Source organism: Methylobacterium sp. J-026, from assembly GCF_022829585.1.
Lineage (GTDB): Bacteria > Pseudomonadota > Alphaproteobacteria > Rhizobiales > Beijerinckiaceae > Methylobacterium.
Window position 1 is genome coordinate 1 of the sequence record NZ_JAKSYC010000025.1, and the last position, 25,695, is coordinate 25,695.

The window sequence follows — 25,695 nt, forward strand, 5'->3', positions numbered from 1 at the left end:
AGCGGCCGGGATGGTCCATGTCGCGCTTTCAAAACCGATTTCCGTCCATCTCGCGCCGAAAACTTCACCGCTGCGCGCTGCCGTCAGAATCAAAAATTCGAAGGCAAGCTTTGGAATTGTTCCGGTCCTGGCCTCTCCTAACTCGAGCCGGCACCCGTTACCGGGAAGACCCGGGCATGAGCCGCTTTCTGAGCCGACGCGTCCTACTGACCGGGGCTTCCGCCGCGGCTGCGACGGCTATGCTCGGCGGGTGGCTTTTTCGAGGCGTCGGTCATGATCGCACCCCAGTGGCCGCCGCACCCCCTCCCCCCTCGGCGGGGGAGGGTGGCCCCTGCGTCAGCAGGGGTCGGGAGAGGGGAACCAGGCGTCAGGACAGGGCGCGACCTTCATGAAGGCCAGCGCTTCCTTCTGCACCGTCGCTCCCCTCACCCTACCCCCTTCGGGGGCCGCCCTCCCCCGCAGAGGGGGGAGGGAGAAACCGCGCCTCCCGTGGCACCGAAGCGCGTGCAAGCTCGACGCGCGAGGCTCCCGCGGCCTAAGAGGCTGAGCGAATGCCCGCGCCCCGACACAACGGAGACAGCCCGCCCGTGACAGCGCAGACCGTGACCGGACGCCTCCTCGCCGCGACGCTCCTCGCCGCCTGCCTCCAGCTCGCCCCGGCCCGCGCGCAGGAGCCGTCCGCGATGCCGTCGCCGCCGGCGACCCTGCCCGCCGCCACCGGACAGTGGACCCACGCGATCACGCTGATGGGCCAGCCGAAATACGGCCCCGACTTCACCCATTTCGACTATGCCGACCCGGCCGCCCCCAAAGGCGGCCTCGTGCGCCTCGGCACGCAGGGCGGGTTCGACAATTTCAACATCATCGTCTCCGGCCTGAAGGGCGACCTCGAAGGCGGCATCCAGCAGATCTACGATCCGCTGATGACCCAGTCCTCGGACGAGCCGTTCACCTCCTACGGCCTGATCGCCGAGGCGGTGCGGATCGCCCCCGATCTCGGCTCGGTCTCGTACCGGCTGCGCCAGGACGCCCGCTGGCACGACGGCCGGCCGATCACCCCCGAGGACGTGGTCTGGTCCTTCGACGTGCTGAAGGCCAACAGCCCGTTCTACGCCGCCTATTATCAGACGGTGGCCAAGGCCGAGGCGACCGGGCCGCACGAGGTGACCTTCACCTTCACCGAGACCGGCAACCGCGAGCTGCCCCAGGTGATCGGGCAGCTCCGCGTCCTGCCCAAGCACTGGTGGACCGCCAAGGACTCGAGCGGCAAGCCGCGCAACCCCACCGAGACGACGCTCGAGCCGCCGCTGGGCTCCGGCCCGTACCGGCTCGCGAAGTTCGACCCGGGCCGCAGCGCGACCTACACCCGCGTGCCCGACTACTGGGGCAAGGACCTCCCGGCCAATGCCGGCCACTACAACTTCGACACGGAGCGCTACGAGTATTTTCGCGACGGCACCGTGCTGGTCGAGGCGCTGAAGGGCGACCTCTACGATTTCCGCGTCGAGAACATCGCCCGGAACTGGGCCACGGCCTACGACGAGTTCCCGGCGGTGAAGGAGGGGCGCCTGATCAAGGAGGCGTTCCCCGACCGCGGCATGGGCATCATGCAGGCCTTCGCGTTCAACACCCGCCGGGACAAGTTCAAGGATCCGCGGATCCGCCGAGCCTTCAACCTGGCGATGAACTACGAGGAGATGAACAAGGCCCTGTTCTACGGCCTGTACAACCGGATCAATTCCTACTTCTTCGGCTCGGAACTCGCCTCCTCGGGCCTGCCGGAGGGTGACGAGAGGGCGATGCTCGAGAGCGTCAAGGACAAGATCCCGGCTTCGGTCTTCACCACGCCCTACGCCAACCCGACGAACGACACGCAGGACGCCGTGCGGAAGAACCTGCGTGAGGCGGTCGGCCTGCTGCGCGAGGCGGGCTACGAATTGCGCGGCGGCAAGATGGTCAACAAGGCGACGGGTGAGCCGCTGACCGTCGAGTTCCTGGAGTTCCAGAACACCTTCGAGCGGGTGATCCTGCCGTTCTCGGCGCAGCTGAAGCTGATCGGCATCGACGCCACCCTGCGGGTGATCGATGCGGCGCAGTACCAGAACCGGATCCGCAACTTCGACTTCGACATCACCACGACCTCGTGGGGCGAGTCGCTCTCGCCGGGCAACGAGCAGCGCGAATACTGGGGCTCTGCGGCGGCCGACAAGCCGGGCTCGCGCAACCTGATCGGGATCAAGGATCCCGGCATCGACGCGCTGATCGAGAAGGTGATCTTCGCCAAGGACCGGCCGGCGGTGATCGCGGCGACCCGGGCCCTCGACCGGGTGCTGCTGGCCCACGATTACGTGGTGCCGCAATGGTCCTCGAACCAGCAGCGGACCCTGCGCTGGAACCGGTTCGCCCACCCGGCGATCCTGCCGCTCTATGCCAGTTCCGGCTTCCCGACGACGTGGTGGTACGACGACAAGCTCGCGGCCAAGACCGGGGCGCCCCGTTGACCGGCGCCCCCTGGCCCCCGAGCCGGCGGGCCCTCCTCCTCGGCGCGGGCGCCCTTGCCACGGTCCGGCCAGTCCTGGCAGCCGACGCGGAGCGCCACGGCCTCTCGAGCTTCGGCGAGCTGAAGTATCCGCCCGGCTTCGAGCATTTTGACTACGTGAACCCGATCGCGCCGCGCGGGGGGCGCTTCTCGGCGCAGCTCGCGGCGACCATCGGCAACCAGGCGCTCAACACCTTCAACACGCTTAACATCTACGTGCTGCGTGGCGAGGGTGCCGCCGGGATGAACCTGACCTTCGACAGTCTGATGGTCCGCGCGCTGGACGAGCCGGACGCGGTCTACGGGCTGGTGGCGCGCGCCGTCGCGGCGAGCCCGGACGGGCTGACCTACACGTTCTCCCTCCGTCCGCAGGCTCGGTTCCATGACGGCTCGCGGCTCACCGCGCGGGACGCCGCCTTCAGCCTCAAGCTCCTGCGCGACAAGGGCCACCCGGAGATATCCGAGGTGATCCGCGCCATGACCGATGCCCGGGCCGAGGGCGACGAGCGGCTGGTCGTCACCTTCACAGCCGGCCGCGCCCGGGACCTGCCGCTGTTCGTGGCGCAATTGCCGATCTTCTCCGCTGCCTATTACGGCACCCGTGACTTCGAGGCCTCAAGCATGGAAGCGCCCCTGGGCTCGGGCCCCTACCGGGTCGGCACCGTCGATCCCGGCCGCTCCATCGGGCTCGAACGGGTTCCGGATTACTGGGCCGCCGAATTGCCGGTGAATGTCGGCCAGAACAACTTCGACACCCTCCGCTACGAGTATTTTCGCGACCGCACCGTGGCGTTCGAGGCGTTCAAGAGCGGCGCCTTCACGTTCCGAGAGGAGTTCACCGCCCGGGTCTGGGCCACCGGCTACGACTTCCCGGCGCTCGCCGAGGGCCGCGTGGTCCGCGAGACGGTGCCGGATTCGCGGCCGAGCGGCACGCAAGGGTGGTGGATCAACACCCGCCGCGCGGCGTTCCGCGATCCGCGCGTGCGCGAGGCGATCGGCCTGTGCTTCGACTTCGAGTGGTCGAACCGCAACCTGATGTACGGCGCCTACGCGCGGACCGCCTCGTTCTTCGAGAATTCGGATCTCAAGGCGACGGGCAAACCCTCCGCCGCGGAACTCGCCCTGATGGAGCCCCTGAAAGACCTCCCCCCGGAGGTGTTCGGCGAGGCCTGGACCCCACCGGTCTCGGACGGGTCGGGCCAGGACCGGGCGCTGCTGAAGCGTGCCGACGCGCTGCTGCGCGAGGCCGGCGGCACCCGGCAGGGCGGCAGCCTCCTGCTGCCGGGCGGGCAGCCGCTGACCCTCGAATTCCTCGACAACGATCCGGTGTTCCAGGCGGTCACGCAACCCTTCATCCGCAACCTGGGCCTGCTCGGGATCAGGGCCACGCTGCGCACCGTCGATCCGTCGCAATACGAGGCCCGCCTCAAGGAGTTCGACTTCGACGTCACGGCGCGCCGCTACGGCAGCGGCGTGACCCCGGGGGCGGAGCTGCGCGAGACCTACGGGTCCCGGTCGGCCGGGACCGCCGGGTCCAACAACCTGTCGGGGATCGCGGACTCGGCGATCGACGCGCTGCTCACCGCCGTCGCCGACGCCCAATCCCGGGCGGACCTGACCACTGCGTGCCGGGCCCTCGACCGGGTGCTGCGGGCCGGGCGCTACTGGGTGCCGATGTGGTACGGCTCCACCCACCGCCTCGCCCTGTGGGACGTCTACGGCCGTCCGGCCAAAGCACCGACCTACGACCTCGGCGCCCCGGGGACGTGGTGGTTCGACGCCGGGAAAGCCAAGCGGATCGGGCGGGACTGACGCGATGATCGCCTACATCCTGCGCCGCATCGGCCTGATGATCCCGACCCTGTTGGGGATCATGCTGATCACCTTCACCATCGTGCAGTTCGCCCCGGGCGGGCCGGTGGAGCGGGTTCTGTCGCAGCTGCAGGGCCAGCGCGACGGCACGATGTCGCGCGTGACCGGCGGCGGCGGCGACCTCGGCGGCGGCAGCCGGCCGGCCGGCGGCGGGGAGGCGAGTTCCCGCTACCGCGGCGCGCAGGGGTTGAGCCCGGACTTCATCGCCAAGCTGGAGAAGCAGTTCGGCTTCGACAAGCCGGCTCCGGAGCGCTTCGCCAAGATGCTGTGGGACTACGTCCGGTTCGATTTCGGCCGCAGCTACTTTCGCGATGTGACGGTGATCCAGCTGATCCGGGAACGCCTGCCGGTCTCGGTCTCGCTGGGCCTGTGGATGACCCTCCTGTCCTACGCGATCTCGATCCCGCTGGGCATCCGCAAGGCCGTGAAGGACGGCGAGCGCTTCGACCGCTGGACCTCCTTCGTGGTGATCATCGGCTACGCGATCCCGGGCTTCCTGTTCGGGCTGATGCTGATCATCCTGTTCGCGGGCGGCTCGCTCTACCAGTGGTTCCCGCTCCGCGGCCTGACCAGCGAGGGCTGGGAGGGGTTTTCCCCCTGGCACAAGCTGACCGACTACGCCTGGCACATGGTGCTGCCCCTGACCGCCCTGGTGATCGGCGCCTTCGCCACCTCGACCCTGCTCACCAAGAACTCGTTCCTCGACGAGATCCGCAAGCAATACGTGCTCACCGCCCGGATGAAGGGCCTGTCCGAGCAGCGCGTGCTCTACGGCCACCTCTTCCGGAACGCCATGCTGATTGTGATCGCGGGGTTCCCGGGCGCCTTCATCTCGGCCTTCTTCACCGGATCGCTGCTGATCGAGACGATCTTTTCGCTGGACGGCCTGGGTGAGCTGTCGTTCCGCGCGATCGTGGGACGCGACTATCCGGTGGTGTTCGCCACCCTCTACATCTTCTCGCTCCTGGGACTGGCGGTGAACCTGCTGTCGGATCTGATCTACGTCTGGATCGACCCGCGGATCGATTTTTCCGCGCGGGCGACGTGAGAAGACCCAGCGGCATCAGCCCGCGGCCGTCAGAGGACCAGCTTGGATCGGCTGACCAATCCGGGCGGACGCCGCGGATTGGACGGAAAGGCATTGAACTTCATCACGCCAAGCCCCGTCGCGATCAACTTGTTGACGATGAGATATCCGTAATTCGACTGGATCGCGCCGAGTCCAGTCAGTGTCAAATTGGTCGACGGGGCGTAGATGGTACCGTTAAGGCTTATCGAACTGCTACCAATCAAGTTCAGTGCCGAATTTGCCGCCGATCGAGAATAGAAGACGACGATCCCTTGATAGACCCCGTTCGGAGGGGCAGTGAGATTGATCGACGCCAGGCCGATCATCGTGAATCTCGATGCCGAATCGAGGTAGATCATGACCCCGTCGCCCTGGAGAATTGATCCCCCCAGAAGATTTAAAGTCGCGCTCTGCAACTGATAAATTCCAGGATTGAGGGTTACAGATCCGATTATGGTGATCGTTCCCGCATAGCATCCCGGATTGAGGACCCCTCCGATCACCGTGACGTTCGAGTTTTGGCAATTCGCGAAAGGAGCCGGCTCGGGGATGGTCGACAGGGGATCTGTTTTCGCGGAACATCCGGTTGTCGGATTGGGCGTGAAGACGCCCACGCCCAGCGATAGATAGCCACCGACGTCACAGATCTTACTGACGTTGACGGTATACAATCCGACCGTGGTAATGGCGCTGTTGCTGCTCGAGTTGACTTGTAACCCGCAACTGGAGGTGAACGTCACGCCGCCAACGAATTGCACGGCGCCGGAGGAAGATGGATCCAGCGCATAAAGGCATGTGCTTGTTGATGCGGTGGCAATCGATGAAGCGTGGACTGAGTAACCGCTCGATAGGCCGATCGCTCTCGTAAAGACCCCCTGGATCGCGTTTCCATGCGCGAAATCACGGGACGTCTTCACGCGGACTGCGGTCGGATTCGACGCTGTGACCTGAAATGCTCGGCTCGACGCGTCGTAGATACCGAGATCGATATCGGACGCACCGACCACGTTTGACGCGCCTTGCGGAGCATTCATCTGCGCCAGCTGAGCCGCGCTCGCTTTCGCCGTTGCCGGATTGCTGATCGCATCCGCCCCCGCGAGGGCTCCGGCATCGGCCGCCAATTGCAGTTGCGCCTGATTGTACCGAAGATTGGCGAGGTCGAAGGTCAGCGCGCACAATCCCATCGCGACGGGCAGGATCAACGCAAAGATGATCGACACCCCGCCGGACCGGCTCCTCGCAAGGTTCATCAGCCCCCCTCCGAAATAAACGACGCTTTTGTCGTCAATGTCGAAGGTCCGTAGACCGTTTTGAGAAATTTGATCGGCGTGGCGTCAGAGATGGCGATCGTTACCGTTACAGTATAGATACCATTCGACAGGACGACGGGTGGAATTACAGCCTTCGATTGAACCCAGGCGGGCAATTGATTCCGCACGGTCGAGGCGGCATTCGTCGCTTGCAATTGTCCAATCGCGACCTGTCGAGCGACTTGCCAACCACTCTGTTGTGCGGAATTGAACGTGTAATATATGAAACTGAAATCGATCAAAGCGCCAATCATCGCAATCAATATTGGTGATATCAGCGCAAATTCGACGGCAATCGAAGCATTCGCTTTGCGGCCGAATGCGGTGATTGGAGCCCTACGCAGCCAAACGGCAAAGTGGTATGATTTCTTCATCCGAAATCAGCCTTGCGGAAGCGGTCATCGCTATACGCCTTCCCTTACCAAAATACTAACTTCTAGTTGTATTCAATAATTGTTCGCCCTCAGGTTGCAGTGCCCGATCGGCGAATTGCCTCGACCGCTCTGTAGGCCCCCGAACCGTGAGCGTGTTGCAACCCGGAGTCCCGGAGGTGTCAGCGGTAAGATCCACCTGGTTTCCGGATTTCGTTCACCGCCTGATGCGGCAAGCCGACACCGGACGGCCGGGCGGATGTCGAGCCGCAGAACCAATCCTCACGGCGCGCCGCTCACGACAGGGGTGAGCCGGGATCCGGCAGCGCGATGGTCGAGGTCGCCTCGAGGATCTGGCCCGGGCCGCCCTTCGGCGGCCACAGGCCGGACGCGTAGACCTCCCCGCGCAGACGCGCCCGTTCCTCCAGGCTGGAGAAGGCCCAGATGTGCGTGATCCGCGGTGCGCCGTCGAGGGCGTACAGGTTGGTCACGAGATGGGCGGTGTAGGTCCGGGCCGGCCCCATCGCCGCCTCCCAGGCCGCCAGCGTCGGTGCGAGGCCGCCGGGCCGGAGCCGGTAGGTGCGGACCTCGTAGACGCCCCCGCGCGGGCCGGTCCGCACGAGCGGCAGGAACGGGAACGGTGCGTAGCTGTCCATGGTCAGACCCGTGAGCAGATCGCCGACGTGGAACGGCGCGGCGCTCATCAGGGCGCGCCGCCGCTCCGTGGTCATCGCCTCGGGGGTGTCGAAGCCGCGCAGGACGAGCACCCGTCCGAGGGTGCCGATCTCGGTCCGCCAACAGCCAAGCAGCGTCCCGGCCTCCGCCTCGGCGGCCCAGTTCCGCGCCCGCGTGCAGACCTCGCCGACGGCGAGCAGCGGGCAGGACAAGGTCGCGAGTTCGTAGAGCATGGTTCGCTTGTCCCGGTTGGCGCCGTCCGGTGATGCGGCATCCGGCGCGCAGCATAGCGGCCCAGCCCGGCACGATGTCGACAGCCTGGCCCGCGGGATCGCCTGGCTCCGCACGCAAGGACGGCGGCACCAGAACCGGCGGCCGGGACGGGTACGTACCCTCGGTCGCCACGCCGCGCGGTGAAAGCGGGATCGCTTCTCCGTGCCGACACGGATCAGGCGGGCGGTTGGCGGGCACCCGCCGGCCCCAGCAGCCGCATCACCGTGCTCCGCAGCGCCTGCCCGCTCCGGTAGCCCACCGCCGCCGCCACCGCCCGGGGCGGCCGCCCCTCGGCCGTGAGGGCGAGCGCCCGGATCACCCGGGCCCGGGCCCGCCAGTCGCCGAAGCTCAGGCCCGTCTCGGCCCGGAATCCCCGGGTCAGCGTCCGCCGGCTCGCCCCGGCCCGGTCGGCCCAGGCATCGAGATCCGCCTCGGAGGCCGGATCCGCGATGAGGCCGAGGCAGACCCGGCGCAGGCGCGGATCGCGCGGCAGCGGCAGGGTCAGCGGCGTCGCCGGGGCGCGGCCGATCTCGTCGAGGACCAGCGCGGCGAGATGGCCGCCGCGGCCGTCGACCGCGTAGAGCACCGGCTCCTCAGCCAGGGCCACCAGGGCGGCCGCCAGCAAGGGCGATACCGCCACCACCCGGCAGGTGTCGGGGAAGGTCGTGACCACGGTCCGGTCGAGATAGGCCGTGCACAGGGCCACGGGCCCGTGCGCGACCGTCGCGTGCGGCAGGCAGGCGGGGATCCAGAGGGCGTGGCCCTCCGGAACGATCCAGGTGCCGTCCTCGGCCGAAGCGGTCATCAGCCCCGTCGTGGCGTAGAGCAGCTGCGCGCGGGAATGGTGGTGCAGCCCGGTCTCGCTTCCCGCCGCCAGGGGCTTGCGGACGACCGCGACCGGGCGGGGCACGTGCTGATAGTCGGCCGCCGCAGTCGAGCGCGGCACCGCCGTCGAGAATGGCCCGTTCGCATCCATATCCGGCCCGACACCGCCATCGGGCCAGGCTATCAAGGTCGGATCCCGGAGGATACGCCGCGATGGATCCCACAACCCTGTCCCGCCGCACCCTGCGCTTCGTCAACGTCGCGCACGCCCTCGACCATTTCGTGCTGCTGATCTACCCGACGGCGGTCATCGCCATCGCGGCCCAGACGGGGCTCGGCTACGGCGAGCTGATCGGGCTGGCCACCGGCGCCTTCGTGGCCTTCGGCCTGTGCTCCCTGCCGATGGGCTCGCTGGCCGACCGGTTCGGGCGGCGCACCATGCTGGCCCTGTTCTTCTTCGGCTACGGCCTGTCCTGCCTCGGCGTGGCGAGCGCCTCGACCCCGCTCGGCTTCGCCCTGTGGCTCTGCGTGCTCGGCCTCGCCTCGGCGATCTACCACCCGGTCGGCTCGGCCATGCTGGTGACCCATGCGAGCCGGCTCGGGCGTGATCTCGGCCTCAACGGCGTCTGGGGGAATCTCGGCGCGGCCTCGGCCTCGGGCGTCACCGCCCTGCTGGCCGCAACGGTCGGCTGGCGCGCGGCCTTCGTGGTCCCGGGCCTCGTCTGCCTCGCCTGCGGCGCCGCCTTCGTGGCTTTGGTGCCGGGCGACGGCGAGGCTTCGGCCAAGAAGGCCGGCGGCGCGGCGGTGATCCCGGTGACCCGGCCCTGGGCGCTGATGGCGATGTTCGCCGTGGCGATCTTCGCGGGCGGCCTGACCTTCAACCTGACGACGATCAGCCTGCCCAAGGTCATCGACGAGGGTGTCGGCCACGCGCTGCCCCTGGCGCTGATCGGGTCGCTCGCCACCGTGGTGTTCCTGTTCGGGGCCCTGATGCAGCTCGCCATGGGCCGGCTGATCGACCGCTACAGCCTGCCGGCGCTGTTCGTGGCGCTCTCGATCCTGCAACCGTTAGGCCTGGGGATCGCCGCGCTCTCCACCGGCCTGCCGCTGCTCGCCGGGCTCGTGCTGGCCATGACGGCGATCTATGGGCAGGTGGTGATCAACGACGCGATGATCGCCCGCTACGTGCCACCCGCCTACCGGGCGCGGGCCTACAGCGTGCGCTACTTCGTGGGCTTCACGGCGAGCGGCTTCGTGGTACCGGCCATCGCGGTGCTCCACGACCGCGGCGGCTTCGCCCTGGTGCTCGGCATCGCGGCCGCCTGCGGCGCGGTGATCTGGCTCTCGGCGCTGGGCTTCCTGAAGTCGACGCAGGCCGGCGCACGGCCTGCCCTGGCGGCGGCGGAGTAGCGGCGGCGCCGGAGGGCGCGGCCCGGTCTCAAGCGACGCAGATGCCTGGAACGGCGATCGGCCGGAACAGGTGCGGGCTGACCGTCGCGCCCTCGGGATAGGCGGCGAGCTGCGCCCGGAATTCCGGATTCGCGAACGCCGCCCGGAACTGGGCGACCGATTCCCACACGGCGTAGTTCAGGAACGCGCCGCTGCCGGCGATGCCGCGATGCAGCTGGGTCGAGATGAACCCCGGCTGCCGCTTCATGACCGCAGCGTCGGCCCGCCATGCGGCCAGCAAGCGGTCGGCCTCCGCGGGCGGCACGACGAAGGTGTTGACGAGGACGACGGGTCCGTCCGTGCCGCCATCCTTGAGCTGATCCTCCAGCGTTACGGTGCGGTCGGTCTCGATGAATGTCGGCATGTCAGCACGTCTCCAGGGTGTCCGGTGCGGTGGCGGGGGACGGATCGGGACCGGCGAGGCGAGCCCGTAGGGCACGCAGGAGACCGTCGGCGGCCTCGATGATCTCGGGCGGCAGGTCGGCGGCCAGGGCATCCGCCCAGGTTTCCTGGCGCCGGCTCGCAGCGCGGTAGGCGGCCTCGCCCGGCTCCGTCATCCTCACCAGCGCGGCGCGCCGATGGTGGGGGTTCGGCTCCAGGCGAACGAGACCGTCCGCGCGCAGCTCGTCGACGGAGCGTTGGACGGCCTGCCGGGTCAATCCCATGGTGCGGGCGAGGTGCGCCACGGGCAGCGGGGCCGGCGCCAGTGCGATGGCCCCCAGCACCTGCCAGCGGGCGCTGGTCAGCCCGAGATCCGCGACCAGGGCGTCGCCGGAGGCGAGCAGCACGCCGTTCAGCCGAAACACGTCGAGAATCAGGTCCGTCAGCGCTGCGCGGCGACGGCTCCGGACTTCGGCACTGGGGGCGCCCGCTTGCCTCATGGCGGCCATCCTACATGAAGGCATCAAGCTGTCAATTTGACAATGTGTTGTCAAATTGACAGGTCGGTTCCGGGGCGTCCGGCCATCCCGGGCCGTGAAGTGGCGCCGGACCGCCGCTGCCGTTTGCCGGGCCGTGCCGACGCTGCTACGCGGCCATCGTCCGACCCCGTGAGCCTGCCCGTGACCTCCCTCTCCCTCGTCATCCGGCCCGAGCGGCCGGAGGACGCCCCCGCCATCGCCCGGCTCCAGGGCCGGGCCTTCGGCCCGGGCCGCTTCGCCCGCGCCGCCTATCGCCTGCGCGAGGGGGCGGCCGAGCGGCGGGACCTCGGTGTCACCGCGTCGGTGGGCAGCTTCCTCGTCGGCTCGGTGCGGATGGGCCCGGTGCGGACCGGTCCGACGCGCTTCGTGATGCTCGGCCCCCTGGCGGTGGATCCGAGCTTCGCGGGCCGCGGCATCGGCACCGCCCTGGCCCGCGCGGCGATCGAGGCGGCCCGGCAGGCGGGCGAGGGGCTGGTGCTCCTCGTGGGAGACGCGCCCTACTACGCCCGCTTCGGCTTCGCGCCGGTGCCGCCGGGGCGGCTGGCCCTGCCGGGCCCGGTCGATCCGGCGCGCCTCCTGTGGCTGGAACTCACCGACGGGTTCCGCGACGGCGTCTCCGGCCTCGTGGAACCGGTGCGCGCCTGAGGGTCAGGCCCGCCGGAGCGCCAGGGCCGCGATCAGGCCGGCGGCCAGCAGCGCCAGCGCCACCGGCGTGGCCGTGGTCGCGGGCCAGGCGGAGGCGGCGGCCGTGAACAGCGCCCCGAAGGTCATCTGCGTGAAGCCGTACAGGCTGGAGGCGGAGCCGGCCGCGTGCGGATCGACGTTCATCAGGCCCGCCACCGCGTTCGGGCTGAGCAGGCCGACGCCGACCGCGTAGGCGAAGAGCGGCGCGATCAGGCTGACGACGCCGAGCTGGCCGGTCCGATCGACGAGCAGCAGGGCCAAGGCCGCGGCGATGCAGAGGAGATTGCCGCGGCGCGCCGCCCTGCGGATCGGCACCCGCGCGGCGAGGCGGCTGGCCAGCATCGCTCCGCCAACCATGCCGAACACCACCATCAGGCAATCGAACCCGACCTCCTGGGAGGAGCGGCCGAGCCGGTCCACGAGCAGGAACGGCGCCACCGCCAGGAACGCGTAGAGGCTCGTGCCGCCGCAGGCCCCCGCCACCAGGTAGGCGCGGAACACCGGGATCCGCACCAGCCGCAGGTAGCCGGCCAGCACCGCGACGAAGCCGGGCAGCGCGACCTTGTGCCGGTTGGTCTCGGGCAGTCTGAACACCACCAGGGCCCCCAGCACGGCCACGAGGCCGGCGAGCACAACGAACACGGCCCGCCAGCCGAAGGCCTCGTTCACGACCCCGCCGATCGCCGGCGCCAGCGCCGGGGTGAGGGTCATCGCCGTGGTGAGAATCGCGAGTTTCCGGGCTGCATCCTCGCGGGTGGAGACGTCGCGCACCATCGCCCGGCCGATCACCAGGGAGCCGCAGGCCCCGAGGGACTGAAGCACCCGTGCCACCAGCAGCACGCCGATATTCGGCGCCGGGATCGCCAGCAGCAGCCCGGCGAGATAGAGGCCGAGGCCCCCGATCAGGATCGGGCGCCGCCCGTACCGGTCTGAGAGCGGACCGTAGAGCAGCTGGCCGCCCGCGAGTCCGATCAGGTAGACCGTGATGGTGAGCTGTGCGCCGGCCGCATTGGTGCCGAGATCCGCGGCCACGGCGGCGAGCGCCGGCACGAAGATGTGCAGCGCGACTGTTCCGGTCATGGTCACGGCGACCAGCAGCGGCAGGGGCGCTGGGCGCTCCCCGGAACTGAGACTTCGCTCTGGCAAGGCCACTCCTTCACGGTTCTCCGACCCGGCCGAATGGTGGGTCGCGGCCGCCGAAAGGCAAAGGTCGGGCCCGGCGCCCCGCGCCCTGCGCCGGATCGAGGGCCGGCGCGCCGGACCGCATGGCATCGGCGGAGGGCGGGGGGCCGATCCGCCCGCCGATCGCATGGGCCGGGACGCCGGGCTTCGAGCCGGTCGCGAGGCCGGGTCGGGGACCGGGCGGGGCCCTGCAGGACAGTTACGGAGCTGTGGCGTCCTGTATCCGCCCCCATGCGGCGACCGGCCCGCGCAGCGCTCGCCGGCGCCGAGCCGGTGGCGCCCGTCGAGCCAGGCCTGTCACGGCGTTTCCGGAGGTGCTGGGACACCGGCCAGACGCGCTCTCCTTCCCACAAGAGCCAGGATGGTCACATCTCGGCTCGGGACGGCGCGACAGGCCCCCCCGGGACAGGGGACCCGCGGCCCTCATCCAGCACCCGTGTGCCCCCCAGCTCCATCCATGAATCCGCAAGTCCACAAGGATGAAGAGGCACCACGCTGCTGTCTGACAATGTTGCAGCCAGAATCGCGATTCCCGCACCCAGCACAAACACCTTGGAAACAGGGCCCGTCGAGCCTTTGGCCCAGGGGATCCGGCGGCGCGCACCGTCCCCTGCGGCTGGGACCATCGCTCCGGGTCAAAGGGCCGAGATCACCGGCACGGATCCGCGGTTGCAATCAGACGGCGTGCCCGGGCGAATCAGGCGGGATGTGTTCGCCACTTGATCGCTGCAGCCCGGTGCCGCCCGCGCACCGGTGCGGCCCTACGGCTTCGGCGCGTTCGGGTCCTTGCTCGGGACGGTGATGTTGAGATCCTTCGCCCGGTCGACCGCCTCGGGATTGGCCTGCGCGGGCGGCTCCTTGGCGGCCGGCGCCGCGGGGGCGGTCGGCTCGGCGGGGATCGCGCTCGACGGCTGGCCCTGCTGGTCGCCGTCATGGGCGCCGGCCGGTGGCGACGGCGCATTGCGGTCGCTGGACTCGCTGGGCGCGCGGGGGCTGCCGGGGGATTTCTCCTCGACCGGCTTGGCCGTGCTGGTATCCGCCGGCTTGGCCGGGCTGTCCTTGCCCTCGGACGCCTTGGAGGCTGCCGGCTTGGCGGCGGTCGGCTTGTCGGCCGGTGTCTCCGCGGGCTTGGCCTCCGCGGGTTCAGCGGCCGCGGGCTTGGCCGCCGCGGGGGCGGCCGCAGGTGCCGGCGCCTCGGTCTTCTCGACGGCCGGCAGCGGCTTCGGATCCTCCGCGTTCGAGCGCAGGTAGGCGATGACGTTGGCGCGCTCCTGGGGCGAGGCGATCCCGGCGAAGGCCATCTTGGTGCCCTTCACGTACCCCTTCGGATTGGTGAGGAACTCGTCGAGTTCCGCGTAGGTCCAGGCGCCGCCCTTCTCCTTCATGGCCGCGGAATACTCGAAGCCCGGATGCGCCCCCTTCGGCCGCTCGACGACACCGTACAGGGCCGGCCCGACCTTGTTCGGTCCGCCCTTCTCGAAGTTGTGGCAGGCATGGCAGGCCTTGGTGCCGGCCTCGCCCTTCTCGACATTGGCGCTGGCGAGGCGGACCGCGATCGGCTCGACCTTGGCCTCCGGGGCGGCCTCAGCGGTCTTCGGCTCCGGCTCAGGCAGGTCGTAGCCGGCCTTGCCCGCCGGCCGCGGGTGGTAGATCAACTCGGCGACGAAACCCGATCCGGCCGCGAACAGCAGGGCGCCGAGGACCGCGCCCAGGACCTTGTTCACCTCGAACGCGTTCATGCTCTACTCGCGTCTCGGCCCGGGCCCGTCGCGCGCCTGATCACGAGCGAGCGCATTCGGACGCCGGACATTTGGAAGATTTCGAAGTTGCCTTAGCCGTTCGCAGCGGCACCTGACAATGCCGGCGGCGGCCCCCGCGGCGCTGCGGCGCAGAATTATGCCGGTGAATCGTCAAGCTTGTCACCGAACGGCATCTTTTCGCCATTCGGGTTCTCCGGCTCTGGGGGACGACAACGGGGGGCCGGCCTGATAAGCAGCCGGCCCCGCATGCGGTGCGGCCGTCCGGCCCTTGCCCGCGCTGCGAATCGTCGGGTCCGAACGCGATGTCCGATCCCCTGGTCCTGATCCCCGCGCGTCTCGCGGCGACCCGCCTGCCGAACAAGCCGCTGGCCGATATCGCCGGCGAGCCGATGATCGTCCATGTCTGGCGGCGCGCGGTCGCGGCCGGGATCGGCCCCGTGGTGGTGGCCACCGACGCGGCGGAGATCGCCCGGGTCGTGGAGGCGGCGGGCGGCATCGCCGTGATGACCCGGGCCGACCACCCGTCGGGCTCGGACCGGCTCGCCGAGGCCCTGGAGAGCGTCGATCCGGAGGGCCGCCACGACGTGGTCGTCAACGTGCAGGGTGACCTGCCGACCATCGACCCGGCGATCATCGGCGCGGCCATCCTGCCGCTGGCCGACCGCACCGTCGACATCGTCACCCTCTGCGCGGCCATCACCGATCCGCACGAGGCCGACAACCCGAACGTGGTCAAGCTCGTCGGCCACCAGGTCGGCCCCGGGCGGCTGCGCGCCCTCTATTTCACCCGCGCCCGCGCCCCCTGGGGCGACGGGCCGCTCTGGCACCATATCGGCCTCTACGCCTACCGGCGCACGGCGCTCGGCCGCTTCGTCGCCCTGCCCCCGGGCGAGCTGGAGCAGCGGGAGAAGCTGGAGCAGCTGCGGGCGCTCGAGGCCGGCATGCGCATCGACGCCGTCATCGTCGACGATCTGCCGCTCGGCGTCGACACCCAAGCCGACCTGGACCGCGCCCGCGCCCTGCTCCGGGGCCGGCGCCTGAACTGACCTCGCGAACGAATCCCACCGCCATGACCGACCGCACCATCGCCTATCAGGGGGAGCCCGGGGCCAACTCGCACATCATCTGCGCGGAGGCGTATCCGGACTGGACGCCCCTGCCCTGCCCCACCTTCGAGGATGCCTTCGCGGCGGTCACGGAGGGCCGGGCCCGGCGGGCGATGATCCCGATCGAGAATTCGATCGCGGGCCGCGTCGCCGACATCCACCACCTGATCCCGACCTCGCCCCTGCACATCGTCGCCGAGCACTTCCTGCCGATCCATTTCCAGCTGATGGTGCTGCCCGGCGCTTCGGCCGAAGGATTGCGCAGCGTCCACAGCCACGTCCACGCCCTGGGCCAGTGCCGGCGGCTCATCCGCCGCCTGGGCCTCAAGGCCGTGGTGGCGGGCGACACCGCCGGCGCGGCCCGGGAGATCGCGGAATTGGGCGATCCGAGCCGGGCCGCGCTGGCGCCGGCGCTGGCCGCCGCGGTCTACGGCCTCGACATCCTGGAGCGGGACGTGGAGGACGAGGCGCACAACACCACCCGCTTCGTGGTGCTCTCCCCGGAGGCCGACCCGGTCGCCCCCGGGACGGAGCCCTGCGTGACGAGCTTCGTGTTCCGCGTCCGCAACATCCCGGCGGCCCTCTACAAGGCGCTGGGCGGCTTCGCGACGAACGGCGTCAACATGTCGAAGCTCGAGAGCTACATGATGGACGGCGAGTTCACCGCCACCCAGTTCTACGCCGAGGTCGACGGCCATCCCGAGGATCCGGGCCTCAGCCGGGCCCTCGACGAGCTCGGCTTCTTCTCCCGCGAGGTGCGGGTGATCGGCACCTACAGGGCCCACCCGTTCCGCGAGGCGGCGCGGCCGGCGGCGGAGTGACGTAGCGTCTGCCCGCGCATCGCCCCGAAAGCCGGCAACCAGCTTCCGCAGCGATGCGCTAACTGCCAGCCGCGCTGACCAGAGCCGCCTCGATGAAGGCCGAACGGCTGAGGCCCCGGGCTTCAGCCGCCTCGTCGGTCAGCCGCAGCAATCCCTTGTCGATCATGATGTTGACGCGCACGCGCTCGCCCGGAACCCGTCGCGGGGCGATGAGCTGGACCATGGCGTCCTCCAGTTCCTCCGCCACGGACGGATCCGCACGGAGCTCCGCCAGCGTGCGCGCAGGCGGCGGTGCCAGCCCGTCCGTGATCAGCATGGCGAGATGGCCGGACAGGGCCTCGCGCGCCGACTCGGCCGCCACCTCGAAACTCGTACCTGCCGACACACATCCCGGAACGTCCGGGAACGTGACGCCCCACTCGGAGACGCCGGCTGGCGGGTGCATGAGACCGATATAGCCGTTCATGTCTGTTTGCCTCTGCCCGTGGAAACAAACTCTAGAGACCGGCCGCCTTAAGGATGGCCTTGACCGTCTTCGGGTGCATGTCTTTCTTGGGATGCGGGATAGTGATCTTTCCAGGCTTGGACGGATGCTTGAAATGCCGATGGCTTCCGGTCGTCGAATGCCAAACCCAGCCCGCGCCCTCGAGCGTGCGGATCAAGTCTTTCGAGTCCACGCCGTCCCCGCACGCGTCACCCTTGGCCCGCCGCACCCGGCAACCCGGTGAGAATGTGGAACGGGTGTGTAATCCTTGCAAGATGTCGGCGCATCTGATGGCCGAGACCCGTGAGGCTCACTCCCGCCGCAGCAGCCGGTCCGCGGCGAGGTCCGACCAGAAGCCCGGCCGGAAGTCGCGCTTGAGCGCCTCTGGATCGTAGATCGTCTCGACCCAGGTCAGGAAGTCGATCCCCTGCGCCTCGCCCTCGGCGCGGTAGCGGGCGAAGAACGCGTCGAGGATGCCGGTCTTGGCGAAGCGGAGATGGCCGTAGCGGGCCGAGAGCTGCCGGGCCGCCTCGGCGACCGGGCGGCCCTCGTGCAGGATCAGGTAGAGGGCCGAGGCGAGGCCGGCCCGGTCGGCGCCCGATTTGCAATGCATCACGGCCGGGTACTCGATGCCCGCGAAGAACGCCTTGGCGCCCAGGATGGTCGCCCGGTCCGGCGCCTCCCGGGAGCGCAGCACGAACTCCACGAGCCTCAGCCCGTGGCGCTCGCAGGCCTCCCGCTGCAGCGGCCACGATCCGTGCTCGCGGCCGCCGCGGAGCGAGATGACCGTGCGCACGCCCTCGGCCCGGAAACGCGCGAGCTGGTGCGGGCCGGGCTGGGCCGAGCGCCACAGCGCCCCCGTGCCGACCCGGTGCCGGTTGAGATAGGCTAGGCGGAACACGCCGTGGTCGATCAGCAGCATGTTGGCCCAGGCCTTCAGTCGGTCGCCGGGGCCGGCGATCGGCCGCTCGAAGCGGGCGATTCGGGCCATGCGCCGCGCGTAGCGCGTCTCGGGCTTGAGGAAGCGGTTGAACAAGGCCGTGCTGCCGCGGGGAACGAGCGCCGGGCTCTATCAGCCGGCCGAGGGGCCGGCAATTCACCGCCGAACCGGCCGCGCCCCGTGGCCGCCTGGGTTTCGGCGTCGTTCTTGCCTTCACTCCGCCCGGATCGGCATCGAACCTGGGCGGACCGCGCGGGTTATCCGTCGGTCGGATGAGGGGAGGCCGGAAGCCCATGAGCACGCGCACCACGAGCATCCGCCGGGCCCGCGAGGCCGATCTCGGCGACTTGTCCAAGGTGTTCGATGCGTCCTGGCGCGAGGCCTATCGCGGGATCATTCCGGGCGTCGCCCTGGAGCGCCTGATCGCCGATCGGGACCGGGCGTGGTGGCGCGGCGCCCTGCGTCGCGGGCGGCCGATCGCCGTGGTGGAGACGGCCGATCGGGTCGTCGGCTACGCGGCCTATGGACGTACGCGCAGCCGCAGCCTCGGCACCGAGGCCGAGATCGACGAGCTGTATCTCCTTCCCGAATACCAGGGCGTCGGCCTGGGCCGGCGCCTGTTCCGGGCGGTCCGCAACGATCTCGGCGATCACGGCCTGACGCGGCTCGGCGTGTGGAGCCTGGAGGACAATGCCCGCGCCGGCGCCTTCTATGAGGGTCTCGGGGGCCGGCCCGGCCCGCGGGTGCTCGATCGCATGGCCGGAATCGCCCTGCCCAAGGTCGGCTTCCTGTTCGGCTAACGTTTTCCGGCACTCGTTGCCGGAGCGCGGCAACGACGGATTTGCAAGTTCCGGCAGCGTCTCTAAGAGGTCTGGGAAACTCAGAAGCCCGGATCCGGAAGCGACACGCCATGAAGATCGACGCCATCCCGCTCGGCAAGAAGCCGCCTCACGACGTCAACGTGATCATCGAGGTGCCCCTCGGGGGCGAGCCGATCAAGTACGAGATGGACAAGGAATCCGGTGCGCTGGTCGTCGACCGATTCCTGTACACGCCGATGTTCTACCCGGGGAATTACGGCTTCATCCCCCACACCCTGTCGGGCGACGGCGACCCCTGCGACGTGCTGGTCGCCAACACCCGCGCCGTGCTGCCGGGGGCGATCATCAGCGCGCGGCCCGTGGGCGTGATGGTGATGCAGGACGAGGGCGGCGAGGACGAGAAGGTCATCGCGGTGCCCTCGCGCCACCTGACCAAGCGCTACGACCGGGTCGAGAACTACACCGACCTCCCCGAGATCACGATCCAGCAGATCCAGCACTTCTTCGAACACTACAAGGACCTGGAACCCGGCAAGTGGGTCAAGTTCGTCCGCTGGGGCGACAAGGAGGAGGCCCACCGGCTGATCGAAGAGGCGATCGAGCGGGCGAAGGCCAAGGCGTAAGCCGCGTCCACGGGCATCGTCCCCCCGGGCCGGCGGCAGCGATCGCCGGCCGCCGGCATGGCAGGGTGCGACCGCCGATGCTAAGGCTGCCGCCGCGCGCGAGGCGCGGATGGAGTTTACGGATGGCCCGGCTGCGCGCATCGATCGGCCTCGTCGGGCTCCTGCTGAGCCAGGGCGCCGCGACGGCCGCGGATCTGGGTGCGGTTGCGCCGCCGCTCGACGGCTTCCGGGCCAGTTGCGAGGATCTCGGGACCTTCTGCTTCGCCGATGCCTGCGGCCGCGATCAGATCGAGGCCGCCGAGAGCTGCCGGGCGCGCTGTCCGAGCGCGGCGATCATGAGCGTGGTCCCGGCCGCCTGCCGCCCGCCCGAGGCGCCGGTCACCGTCCTGCGCCGGCGCGGCTGAGCGCACGCTGCGCCCCGAGATCGGGCAGCGACAGGGTCCCGGCGCGAAAAATCAACGGCCCGCGGCAACGAATCGCGGCACGCGGCATTGACCATGTTCGACGTGTTGATCGACAGATGATGAGGGTGCGGTCAGATGCTCGCGAACGCGCGCGGTGCCCGCAAGCGAATGATGCGGACGAGTGATCTTCAACCACCGCGGGCGGGATTGAACGCGGACCCGGTCCTGTACGGTGTCGCCGCGGGTTTGGCGACGCTGTTTCCGCCCGTGACGATGCCGAAGGCGCCGGCCGAGCCGGCCCGCGCTGACGCACAGGACACGTCCGAGGAGCCCTCCGGCGCCCCGTGATCGGAGTGTGACGAGACGGCTCGTGCTGTCAGGTCGCGAGCCGGACGACGAGGAGCAGGGTGGCCAGCACCGGCACGGTGGCGGCGAGCCACAGGGCACCGGGGTGGAACCCGTCCGGGCCCGAGGATCGCGGGCTCCGCATCACCCCGGGGCGCAGGTCGGCGCCGCGCCCGATACCGATCCCGATTAGCATCCGTCACCTCCGCAATACTGGAGGCGTGATGCCCTAAGGTCCCCAAGACGGTCTGAATCGGCGCCCGCCTTCGTCCGACGTGGTGAACGGGCCCTTAAAGGGCGCGGTCGAACTTCAGTTCGCCGTTCGGGCTCTTGAGCACCAGTTGAGAGCCGACCAGGTCCCACACCGCCGAGGTGCGCAGGGCGACGAAGAAGGCCTGTTCGGTGGCCGCCAAGCCCTTATCGCAGCTCTTCTTGGTGAGCGCGAGCGGGCCCACGGCGATGTGCTGCTCCTTGAGCGGGAAGGCGGTGGCCGCGAAGGTGTTGCAGCCGCCGTAGCCGCGGGCGCGGTACTGCTTGTCGATGATGAAGCTCGGCCGATCCCCGCCGGTGAACGGTTTGCCGTTGAGGCTGACGGCCGTCCAGGTGGAATCCAGCGGGAAGATCTTCTCGCTGGCCTTCGCCCCCGGGACGTATTGAGGCTTCTTCTCGTCCTCGCCGCCGGGACGACGGTTGCCCTTGCCGAATCCGGTGGGAGACCCGCCCCCCATCTGGGCCTGCGCCTGCGTCGCCGCGGACAGGTCCGCGGCCAGAACGGCACAGGCCAAGGTCGCGATCAGCGCCCCTCTCATCGTTCAGTCCCCATGTCGCGCGCTCCGCGCGCAGGCCATTCCGGATCCGGATATCCCGCGCCCGCCGCGCGGGACCGCCCCCCAAGGGGCGGTTCCGAATCCATGCGCCTTGGCGGATGCGACAGGAATTCAGCACAATTATGGTCGGGCCTCGCCGCGACCGCCCGGAAACGATCCGCGCCGGCGGCCGTTGTCGAACATCGCGGATCGGGAGAGTGACCTTGGCAGGATCGGACGAGGGCCCGCAGAGCGGGGCGAGCGCGCGCGCGATGAGTCCGGCGCAGTCGCGGGCGGCCCGGGGGCTGCTCGGATGGTCCGAGGCGGATCTGGCCGCGAAGGTCGGTCTCGACGAGCGCTTCGTGCGCGATTTCGAGGGCGGTTACGGCGATGCGCCGAGCGGGCAGATCGAGGCCGTACGGAGTGCGCTCGGCGCGGCCGGGGTGGTCTTCACCGAGTCGCCCACCCCCGGCGTCCATCTGGCGAGCGAGTCGGGCACCGACGAGGGGACCCGTCTCGGCGGGCTCACCACCGAGAACGATCGGTGACGCCCCGCCTCGACAGGCCACGACGGCCAGCCGAACGCGCCGCTCATGGCGCGTTCAGGCGCCCGGTCCGATAGCCGGGGGGCACGAACCCGCGTGCCGCCCCGGAGCGATCCGTGACCTCTCTCCCCCGTCTTCCGTCCCAGAGCGCCGTGCGTTCCGCGATAGTCCCCGCCCAAACGGCGTCCCGCTGATGCGCGCCGACGCCTTCCTGGCGGCCACCGACGCACTGCCCGTGGCGAGCCTCGACACGCTGGTTGGGGGTAGCGGCCTGGTGGTCGTCGCGCCGCATCCCGACGACGAGAGCCTCGGCTGCGGCGGCCTGATCGCGGCCGCGCGGGCGGACGGGCGGCGCGTGCATCTCGTCGTAATCAGCGACGGCTGCGGCTCGCACACGCATTCCCGCCTCTACCCGCCCGAGGCGCTGCGCGCCCTGCGCGAGGCGGAGACCGTGCGGGCTGCGGCGATCCTCGGGCTCGGGGCGGAGGACGTGACCTTCCTGCGCCTGCCCGACGCGCACGTGCCGAGCGATGGGCCGGTCGCCGAGGCCGCCGCCGCGGCGGTCGCGCAGGCCGCCGCCGCCTGCGGCGCCGGCGCCGCGTTCGTGACCTGGCGGAACGACCCGCATTGCGACCACAGGGCGGCCGCCGCCATCGTCGCCCTGGCCCGGCCACGGATGCCGGGGGTGCGGGTCTACGAGTATCCGGTCTGGGGCTGGACCCTGCCGCTCGGGACCGAGGTCGGCGCGGCGCCGGAGGGTCTGCGCCTCGACGTCACCGCCTATCGCGAGACCAAGGCCCGCGCGGTCGCGGCGCACGAATCGCAGACCACGGACCTGATCTCGGACGATCCGCAAGGTTTCCGGCTCGAGCCCGACATGATCGCCCGGCTCTGCGGCCCCTACGAGCGCTTCGTGGCAATCCCCGCATGAACCGCCGGACCGAGACCCTGCCGGACGATTACTTCGCCGGGATGTATGCCAGCGATCCGGATCCCTGGGGCTTCACGACCTCGGCCTACGAGCGCGACAAATACGCGGCGACGCTGGCTGCCCTGCCCCGGGCGCACTACCAGACGGCCTTCGAGCCGGCCTGCTCGATCGGCGTCTTCACCCGCGCCCTCTCCGAGCGCTGCGACCGGCTGCTCGCCACCGAGCTGGTCCCGGCGGCGGCCCAGGCGGCCCAGGCCCGCTGCGCCGACCGGCCGGGCATCGAGATCCGCCAGGGCGCGGTGCCGGCCGACTGGCCGGTCGGCCAATTCGACCTGATCGTGTTCGGCGAAGTCCTGTACTTCCTCGCAGCCCCGGACCTGTCCGAGGTTGTGCGCCGGACCGGCGCGGCGATCGCACCCGGGGGCGATCTCGTTCTGGTGCACTGGCTCGGCGAGACCGACTATCCGCAATCGGGCGACGGGGCCGCCGAGGCGTTCATCCGGCTCGCCGCGCCCTTCGCCCGGGTCCTGCACCAGTCGCGGACGGAGGCGTATCGGATCGACGTCCTGCGCGCTGGACCCGATCCGTGAGCACGGCCATCATCACCCTCAACAAGGGGCGGCGGCCGCACCTCATCCGCCTGCTCGAAGGGCTCGGCCGCGGCGTGCCGCCCGATGCCGCGATCGTCGTGGAGATCGGTGGCGACGACGCGCCCCTGCCCGCCCTGCCCTTCCCGGTGGAGCGCGTGCCCTTCCCGCGGGACGGCCTGCCGCTCGCGGCGGCGCGCAACGCCGGGCGCCGGGCGACGACGGCCGACACGCTGATCTTCCTCGACGTGGACTGCATCCCCTCGGCGGGGCTCGTGGCCGGCCTGTCGCGGGCGGCGGCCGAACACGACGGCCTGATCTGCTGCGCCATCGGCTATCTGCCGGCCGGTGCGGTCGGCGATGGCTGGCACGAGGCCGACCTGGAGCGGCTCGGACATCCGCATCCGGTGCGGGCCTTTCCGCCGCCGGGCGTGGTGGCGCCGGCGCCGCAGCCGGGCCTGTTCTGGTCGCTGGCCTTCGCGGTGCGCGCCGCCACCTATGACCGGCTCGGCGGCTTCGACGAGGATTTTTCCGGCTATGGGGCCGAGGATACCGACTTGGCGTTCAGGGCCGACGCGGCCGGGGTGCCGATCCTGTTCCTCGGCGGCCCGAAGGCCTACCACCAGCATCACCCGGGCTTCGACCCGCCGCTCCAGCATTTTCGCGACATCGTCGCCAATGCCGGCCGCTTCCACGCCCGGCACGGGTTCTGGCCGATGGACGGCTGGCTCGACGGCTTCGCCCGGCTCGGCCTGATCGCGGCGGACTGGCGCGCGGGGATCGTGATCCACCGCGACCCGACGCCGGACGAGATGGCGGCGGCGCGGCTGCCGGGCGACCGGCCGTTCTGAACGAAACCGTCCCTCCCCATTGGGGAGCAGGAGAAATCGGCGCTGCGCGCGCTGATTCTTGGCGAGGCGGGAGACTTCGCCTATGTTCGGAAGTGGAGCCGGTGATGGCTACACCGGCTCCTGGCGATCACCCGTTAGGGTTTAGCCATGTCCAGAAAAGCGGATGGGCGGCGAGGCGGAGGGTGAAGCTCCACTCGCCGCTTACCTTTCTGGCGATCGTCAGAACGATAACCATTCGTTCAACTCCCGGCCGCATCCGGCCGCGTGCGGCCAATCACGGACGGGCTGGTGAAGCCCGCGGGACACCCGTACCGACGCGCCCGGGAGAGGCGCAATCGACGTCGGGCGTCCTCGCTGGCTCAGCCCTTCATGGCATCCGCCTTCTCGATCAGCGCCTCGGCCATGCGGATCGAGGCGATGTCGATCAGGCGGCCGTCGAGGGAGACGGCGCCGCGGCCGGCCTTGGCGGCCTCTTCCATGGCCTCGAGGATACGGCGGGCCTTGGTCACCTCGGCCTCGGACGGGGTGAAGACCTGGTTGGCCAGATCGATCTGGCTCGGGTGGATCGCCCACTTGCCTTCGAAGCCGAGCGCCGCGCAGCGCCGGGCCGCCGAGGTGTAGCCGTCAGGGTCGGAGAAATCGCCGAACGGGCCGTCGATCGGGCGCAGGCCGTAGGCGCGGCAGGCGATCAGCATCCGGTTCTGGGCGAACAGCCACGGGTCCTGCCAGTGGGTCTGGCGGTTGCCGCCCTCGTCCTTGTCGGTGAGCACCGAGAAGTCCGGGTTCACGCCGCCGATCACCGTGGAGCGGGCGCGGGTCGAGGCGGCGTAGTCGGCGACGCCGAACGACATCGCCTCCAGGCGCTTCGACGACTGGGCGATCGCCTCGACATTGGCCATGCCGAGGGCGGTCTCGATCAGCACCTCGAAGCCGAGCTTCTTCTCGCGCTTCTTGGCCTGCTCGATCTGGGTGACCAGCACGTCGATGGCGTAGACGTCCTGGGGCACGCCGACCTTGGGGATCAGCACCATGTCGAGCCGCGGACAGGCTTCGACGATGTCGACCACGTCGCGGTACATGTAGTGGGTGTCGAGACCGTTGATGCGGATCATCATGGTCTTGCTGCCCCAATCCAGGTCGTTGAGCGCCTGGATGATGTTGGTGCGGGCCTTCTCCTTGTCGTCGGGGGCGACGGCGTCTTCCAGATCGAGGAAGATCACGTCGGCGGCCGAGGAGGTCGCCTTCTCCATGAAGGTCGGGTTCGAGCCGGGGACGGCGAGTTCCGAGCGGTGCAGGCGGGCCTTGGCCTGCTGGATCAGGGTGAAGCTCATCTTGGGTTCTCTCTCCTGGTGACGGTTCTGATGCCGTTGCGGGATGCAATCCCGTTCATCGGCGGCAAATGGCGCGCGTAGGGTTCCCTGACAGGGCGCGGCGATGCGTTTCGGTCTGCTCCATCGGCTCATGACACCCGCGCGTCCCCCTCCCCCCTCTGCGGGGGAGGG

At 69.8% G+C, this 25,695-nt stretch carries 28 protein-coding genes; 14 read left to right on the forward strand and 14 right to left on the reverse strand.

From position 1 onward, the window contains the following. The first annotated feature begins 587 nt into the window (after nt 1–587). From MKK69_RS00730 to MKK69_RS00740, 3 genes are read left to right on the forward strand one after another with little or no spacing between them, the layout of a single operon-like run. The gene (locus tag MKK69_RS00730) at nt 588–2,501 is read left to right on the forward strand and encodes an extracellular solute-binding protein (RefSeq protein ID WP_409564760.1); all 1,914 of its coding nucleotides are present in this window, start codon (nt 588–590) and stop codon (nt 2,499–2,501) included. Beyond that, nucleotides 2,498–4,351 carry an extracellular solute-binding protein gene (locus MKK69_RS00735; protein ID WP_243964744.1) on the forward strand — a complete coding sequence of 618 codons (1,854 nt, stop codon included), beginning with the start codon at nt 2,498–2,500 and terminating at the stop codon, nt 4,349–4,351. Before MKK69_RS00730 ends, MKK69_RS00735 begins: the two co-directional genes overlap by 4 nt. 4 nt (nt 4,352–4,355) lie before the next feature. Continuing rightward, nucleotides 4,356–5,459 (forward strand): microcin C ABC transporter permease YejB, encoded by a 1,104-nt coding sequence (locus MKK69_RS00740; RefSeq protein WP_243964745.1) that lies wholly within the window; start codon nt 4,356–4,358, stop codon nt 5,457–5,459. 29 nt (nt 5,460–5,488) lie between these two features. Here MKK69_RS00740 and MKK69_RS00745 read toward each other — a convergent pair whose 3' ends face one another. From MKK69_RS00745 to MKK69_RS00760, 4 genes are all read right to left on the reverse strand, one after another. Further along, complete coding sequence (locus MKK69_RS00745; RefSeq protein ID WP_243964746.1) at nt 5,489–6,730, reverse strand: pilus assembly protein TadG-related protein; 1,242 nt, start codon at nt 6,728–6,730, stop codon at nt 5,489–5,491. Continuing rightward, nucleotides 6,730–7,164 (reverse strand): TadE/TadG family type IV pilus assembly protein, encoded by a 435-nt coding sequence (locus MKK69_RS00750; protein ID WP_243964747.1) that lies wholly within the window; start codon nt 7,162–7,164, stop codon nt 6,730–6,732. The genes MKK69_RS00745 and MKK69_RS00750 overlap by 1 nt, the downstream gene beginning before the upstream one ends. A 293-nt stretch (nt 7,165–7,457) precedes the next feature. Beyond that, nucleotides 7,458–8,069: an NIPSNAP family protein gene (locus tag MKK69_RS00755; protein ID WP_243964748.1), complete on the reverse strand. Its 612-nt coding sequence runs from the start codon at nt 8,067–8,069 to the stop codon at nt 7,458–7,460. A gap of 215 nt (nt 8,070–8,284) precedes the next feature. After that, nucleotides 8,285–9,085 (reverse strand): AraC family transcriptional regulator, encoded by an 801-nt coding sequence (locus MKK69_RS00760; protein ID WP_243964773.1) that lies wholly within the window; start codon nt 9,083–9,085, stop codon nt 8,285–8,287. 62 nt (nt 9,086–9,147) lie between these two features. On the opposite strand from MKK69_RS00760, the gene MKK69_RS00765 reads away from it, so the two are divergent. Continuing rightward, the gene (locus MKK69_RS00765) at nt 9,148–10,344 is read left to right on the forward strand and encodes an MFS transporter (RefSeq protein ID WP_243964749.1); all 1,197 of its coding nucleotides are present in this window, start codon (nt 9,148–9,150) and stop codon (nt 10,342–10,344) included. A 28-nt stretch (nt 10,345–10,372) separates the two neighbouring features. Here MKK69_RS00765 and MKK69_RS00770 read toward each other — a convergent pair whose 3' ends face one another. Both MKK69_RS00770 and MKK69_RS00775 read right to left on the reverse strand, forming a co-directional pair. Further along, a complete protein-coding gene (locus MKK69_RS00770) occupies nt 10,373–10,747 on the reverse strand; it encodes an antibiotic biosynthesis monooxygenase family protein (RefSeq protein ID WP_243964750.1) in 375 nt (124 codons plus the stop codon). A gap of 1 nt (nt 10,748) precedes the next feature. After that, complete coding sequence (locus MKK69_RS00775; RefSeq protein WP_409564761.1) at nt 10,749–11,264, reverse strand: MarR family winged helix-turn-helix transcriptional regulator; 516 nt, start codon at nt 11,262–11,264, stop codon at nt 10,749–10,751. A gap of 180 nt (nt 11,265–11,444) precedes the next feature. Between MKK69_RS00775 and MKK69_RS00780 the strand changes: the two genes are divergently transcribed. Next, entirely contained in the window at nt 11,445–11,948 is a 504-nt protein-coding gene (locus MKK69_RS00780; RefSeq protein ID WP_243964752.1) for a GNAT family N-acetyltransferase, read from the forward strand. Nucleotides 11,949–11,951: 3 nt separating this feature from the next. On the opposite strand, the gene MKK69_RS00785 is transcribed toward MKK69_RS00780, so the two are convergent. Then, on the reverse strand, nt 11,952–13,133 hold the full coding sequence (locus MKK69_RS00785; RefSeq protein WP_243964753.1) for a multidrug effflux MFS transporter: 1,182 nt from the start codon (nt 13,131–13,133) through the stop codon (nt 11,952–11,954). A gap of 797 nt (nt 13,134–13,930) precedes the next feature. Next, nucleotides 13,931–14,908 (reverse strand): c-type cytochrome, encoded by a 978-nt coding sequence (locus MKK69_RS00790; RefSeq protein ID WP_243964754.1) that lies wholly within the window; start codon nt 14,906–14,908, stop codon nt 13,931–13,933. 323 nt (nt 14,909–15,231) lie between these two features. On the opposite strand from MKK69_RS00790, the gene MKK69_RS00795 reads away from it, so the two are divergent. Together MKK69_RS00795 and MKK69_RS00800 are read left to right on the forward strand one after the other, a co-directional pair. Beyond that, on the forward strand, nt 15,232–15,975 hold the full coding sequence (locus tag MKK69_RS00795) for a 3-deoxy-manno-octulosonate cytidylyltransferase (RefSeq protein WP_243964755.1): 744 nt from the start codon (nt 15,232–15,234) through the stop codon (nt 15,973–15,975). Nucleotides 15,976–15,998: 23 nt separating this feature from the next. Next, nucleotides 15,999–16,856 (forward strand): prephenate dehydratase, encoded by an 858-nt coding sequence (locus MKK69_RS00800; RefSeq protein ID WP_243964756.1) that lies wholly within the window; start codon nt 15,999–16,001, stop codon nt 16,854–16,856. Nucleotides 16,857–16,914: 58 nt separating this feature from the next. On the opposite strand, the gene MKK69_RS00805 is transcribed toward MKK69_RS00800, so the two are convergent. The 3 genes from MKK69_RS00805 to MKK69_RS00815 all read right to left on the reverse strand — a co-directional run bounded on the left by MKK69_RS00805 (nt 16,915) and on the right by MKK69_RS00815 (nt 18,376). Next, on the reverse strand, nt 16,915–17,322 hold the full coding sequence (locus tag MKK69_RS00805) for a type II toxin-antitoxin system HicB family antitoxin (RefSeq protein WP_243964757.1): 408 nt from the start codon (nt 17,320–17,322) through the stop codon (nt 16,915–16,917). A gap of 31 nt (nt 17,323–17,353) precedes the next feature. After that, nucleotides 17,354–17,518 (reverse strand): type II toxin-antitoxin system HicA family toxin, encoded by a 165-nt coding sequence (locus MKK69_RS00810; protein WP_243964758.1) that lies wholly within the window; start codon nt 17,516–17,518, stop codon nt 17,354–17,356. Nucleotides 17,519–17,650: 132 nt separating this feature from the next. Further along, nucleotides 17,651–18,376: a tyrosine-protein phosphatase gene (locus tag MKK69_RS00815; RefSeq protein WP_243964759.1), complete on the reverse strand. Its 726-nt coding sequence runs from the start codon at nt 18,374–18,376 to the stop codon at nt 17,651–17,653. A gap of 197 nt (nt 18,377–18,573) precedes the next feature. Between MKK69_RS00815 and MKK69_RS00820 the strand changes: the two genes are divergently transcribed. The 3 genes from MKK69_RS00820 to MKK69_RS00830 all read left to right on the forward strand — a co-directional run bounded on the left by MKK69_RS00820 (nt 18,574) and on the right by MKK69_RS00830 (nt 20,128). Then, nucleotides 18,574–19,080, forward strand: coding sequence for a GNAT family N-acetyltransferase (locus tag MKK69_RS00820; protein ID WP_243964760.1), 507 nt, complete (start codon nt 18,574–18,576; stop codon nt 19,078–19,080). Between the two features lie 110 nt (nt 19,081–19,190). Then, a complete protein-coding gene (gene ppa, locus MKK69_RS00825; protein WP_243964762.1) occupies nt 19,191–19,724 on the forward strand; it encodes an inorganic diphosphatase in 534 nt (177 codons plus the stop codon). A 122-nt stretch (nt 19,725–19,846) separates the two neighbouring features. After that, nucleotides 19,847–20,128, forward strand: coding sequence for a hypothetical protein (locus tag MKK69_RS00830; protein ID WP_243964764.1), 282 nt, complete (start codon nt 19,847–19,849; stop codon nt 20,126–20,128). A 376-nt stretch (nt 20,129–20,504) separates the two neighbouring features. Here the strand turns inward: MKK69_RS00830 and MKK69_RS00835 are convergent, their stop codons facing one another. Next, nucleotides 20,505–20,669, reverse strand: a complete 165-nt coding sequence (locus MKK69_RS00835; protein WP_243964765.1) for a hypothetical protein — start codon at nt 20,667–20,669, stop codon at nt 20,505–20,507. A 94-nt stretch (nt 20,670–20,763) separates the two neighbouring features. Beyond that, nucleotides 20,764–21,282 (reverse strand): META domain-containing protein, encoded by a 519-nt coding sequence (locus tag MKK69_RS00840; RefSeq protein WP_243964766.1) that lies wholly within the window; start codon nt 21,280–21,282, stop codon nt 20,764–20,766. Nucleotides 21,283–21,503: 221 nt separating this feature from the next. Here MKK69_RS00840 and MKK69_RS00845 point away from each other — a divergent pair, with 221 nt between their 5' ends. From MKK69_RS00845 to MKK69_RS00860, 4 genes are all read left to right on the forward strand, one after another. Then, complete coding sequence (locus MKK69_RS00845) at nt 21,504–21,827, forward strand: XRE family transcriptional regulator (protein WP_243964767.1); 324 nt, start codon at nt 21,504–21,506, stop codon at nt 21,825–21,827. Between the two features lie 190 nt (nt 21,828–22,017). Continuing rightward, on the forward strand, nt 22,018–22,755 hold the full coding sequence (locus tag MKK69_RS00850; RefSeq protein ID WP_243964768.1) for a PIG-L deacetylase family protein: 738 nt from the start codon (nt 22,018–22,020) through the stop codon (nt 22,753–22,755). Next, entirely contained in the window at nt 22,752–23,345 is a 594-nt protein-coding gene (locus MKK69_RS00855; RefSeq protein ID WP_243964769.1) for an SAM-dependent methyltransferase, read from the forward strand. The genes MKK69_RS00850 and MKK69_RS00855 overlap by 4 nt, the downstream gene beginning before the upstream one ends. After that, nucleotides 23,342–24,193, forward strand: a complete 852-nt coding sequence (locus MKK69_RS00860) for a glycosyltransferase family 2 protein (protein WP_243964770.1) — start codon at nt 23,342–23,344, stop codon at nt 24,191–24,193. The genes MKK69_RS00855 and MKK69_RS00860 overlap by 4 nt, the downstream gene beginning before the upstream one ends. 359 nt (nt 24,194–24,552) lie before the next feature. Here MKK69_RS00860 and MKK69_RS00865 read toward each other — a convergent pair whose 3' ends face one another. Then, entirely contained in the window at nt 24,553–25,524 is a 972-nt protein-coding gene (locus MKK69_RS00865; RefSeq protein ID WP_243964771.1) for an HpcH/HpaI aldolase/citrate lyase family protein, read from the reverse strand. Nucleotides 25,525–25,695: the final 171 nt, after the last annotated feature.

What these genes read in the sequence shown, in the direction of transcription:
- MKK69_RS00835 (WP_243964765.1), bottom strand. Translation starts at nt 20,669, where the DNA reads ATGCTAATCGGGATCGGTATCGGGCGCGGCGCCGACCTGCGCCCCGGG.
- MKK69_RS00755 (WP_243964748.1), bottom strand. Translation starts at nt 8,069, where the DNA reads ATGCTCTACGAACTCGCGACCTTGTCCTGCCCGCTGCTCGCCGTCGGC.
- ppa (WP_243964762.1), top strand. Translation starts at nt 19,191, where the DNA reads ATGAAGATCGACGCCATCCCGCTCGGCAAGAAGCCGCCTCACGACGTC.
- MKK69_RS00865 (WP_243964771.1), bottom strand. Translation starts at nt 25,524, where the DNA reads ATGAGCTTCACCCTGATCCAGCAGGCCAAGGCCCGCCTGCACCGCTCG.
- MKK69_RS00760 (WP_243964773.1), bottom strand. Translation starts at nt 9,085, where the DNA reads ATGGATGCGAACGGGCCATTCTCGACGGCGGTGCCGCGCTCGACTGCG.
- MKK69_RS00745 (WP_243964746.1), bottom strand. Translation starts at nt 6,730, where the DNA reads ATGAACCTTGCGAGGAGCCGGTCCGGCGGGGTGTCGATCATCTTTGCG.
- MKK69_RS00795 (WP_243964755.1), top strand. Translation starts at nt 15,232, where the DNA reads ATGTCCGATCCCCTGGTCCTGATCCCCGCGCGTCTCGCGGCGACCCGC.
- MKK69_RS00800 (WP_243964756.1), top strand. Translation starts at nt 15,999, where the DNA reads ATGACCGACCGCACCATCGCCTATCAGGGGGAGCCCGGGGCCAACTCG.
- MKK69_RS00855 (WP_243964769.1), top strand. Translation starts at nt 22,752, where the DNA reads ATGAACCGCCGGACCGAGACCCTGCCGGACGATTACTTCGCCGGGATG.
- MKK69_RS00775 (WP_409564761.1), bottom strand. Translation starts at nt 11,264, where the DNA reads ATGAGGCAAGCGGGCGCCCCCAGTGCCGAAGTCCGGAGCCGTCGCCGC.
- MKK69_RS00790 (WP_243964754.1), bottom strand. Translation starts at nt 14,908, where the DNA reads ATGAACGCGTTCGAGGTGAACAAGGTCCTGGGCGCGGTCCTCGGCGCC.
- MKK69_RS00840 (WP_243964766.1), bottom strand. Translation starts at nt 21,282, where the DNA reads ATGAGAGGGGCGCTGATCGCGACCTTGGCCTGTGCCGTTCTGGCCGCG.
- MKK69_RS00740 (WP_243964745.1), top strand. Translation starts at nt 4,356, where the DNA reads ATGATCGCCTACATCCTGCGCCGCATCGGCCTGATGATCCCGACCCTG.
- MKK69_RS00850 (WP_243964768.1), top strand. Translation starts at nt 22,018, where the DNA reads ATGCGCGCCGACGCCTTCCTGGCGGCCACCGACGCACTGCCCGTGGCG.
- MKK69_RS00765 (WP_243964749.1), top strand. Translation starts at nt 9,148, where the DNA reads ATGGATCCCACAACCCTGTCCCGCCGCACCCTGCGCTTCGTCAACGTC.
- MKK69_RS00830 (WP_243964764.1), top strand. Translation starts at nt 19,847, where the DNA reads ATGGCCCGGCTGCGCGCATCGATCGGCCTCGTCGGGCTCCTGCTGAGC.
- MKK69_RS00820 (WP_243964760.1), top strand. Translation starts at nt 18,574, where the DNA reads ATGAGCACGCGCACCACGAGCATCCGCCGGGCCCGCGAGGCCGATCTC.
- MKK69_RS00750 (WP_243964747.1), bottom strand. Translation starts at nt 7,164, where the DNA reads ATGAAGAAATCATACCACTTTGCCGTTTGGCTGCGTAGGGCTCCAATC.
- MKK69_RS00770 (WP_243964750.1), bottom strand. Translation starts at nt 10,747, where the DNA reads ATGCCGACATTCATCGAGACCGACCGCACCGTAACGCTGGAGGATCAG.
- MKK69_RS00805 (WP_243964757.1), bottom strand. Translation starts at nt 17,322, where the DNA reads ATGAACGGCTATATCGGTCTCATGCACCCGCCAGCCGGCGTCTCCGAG.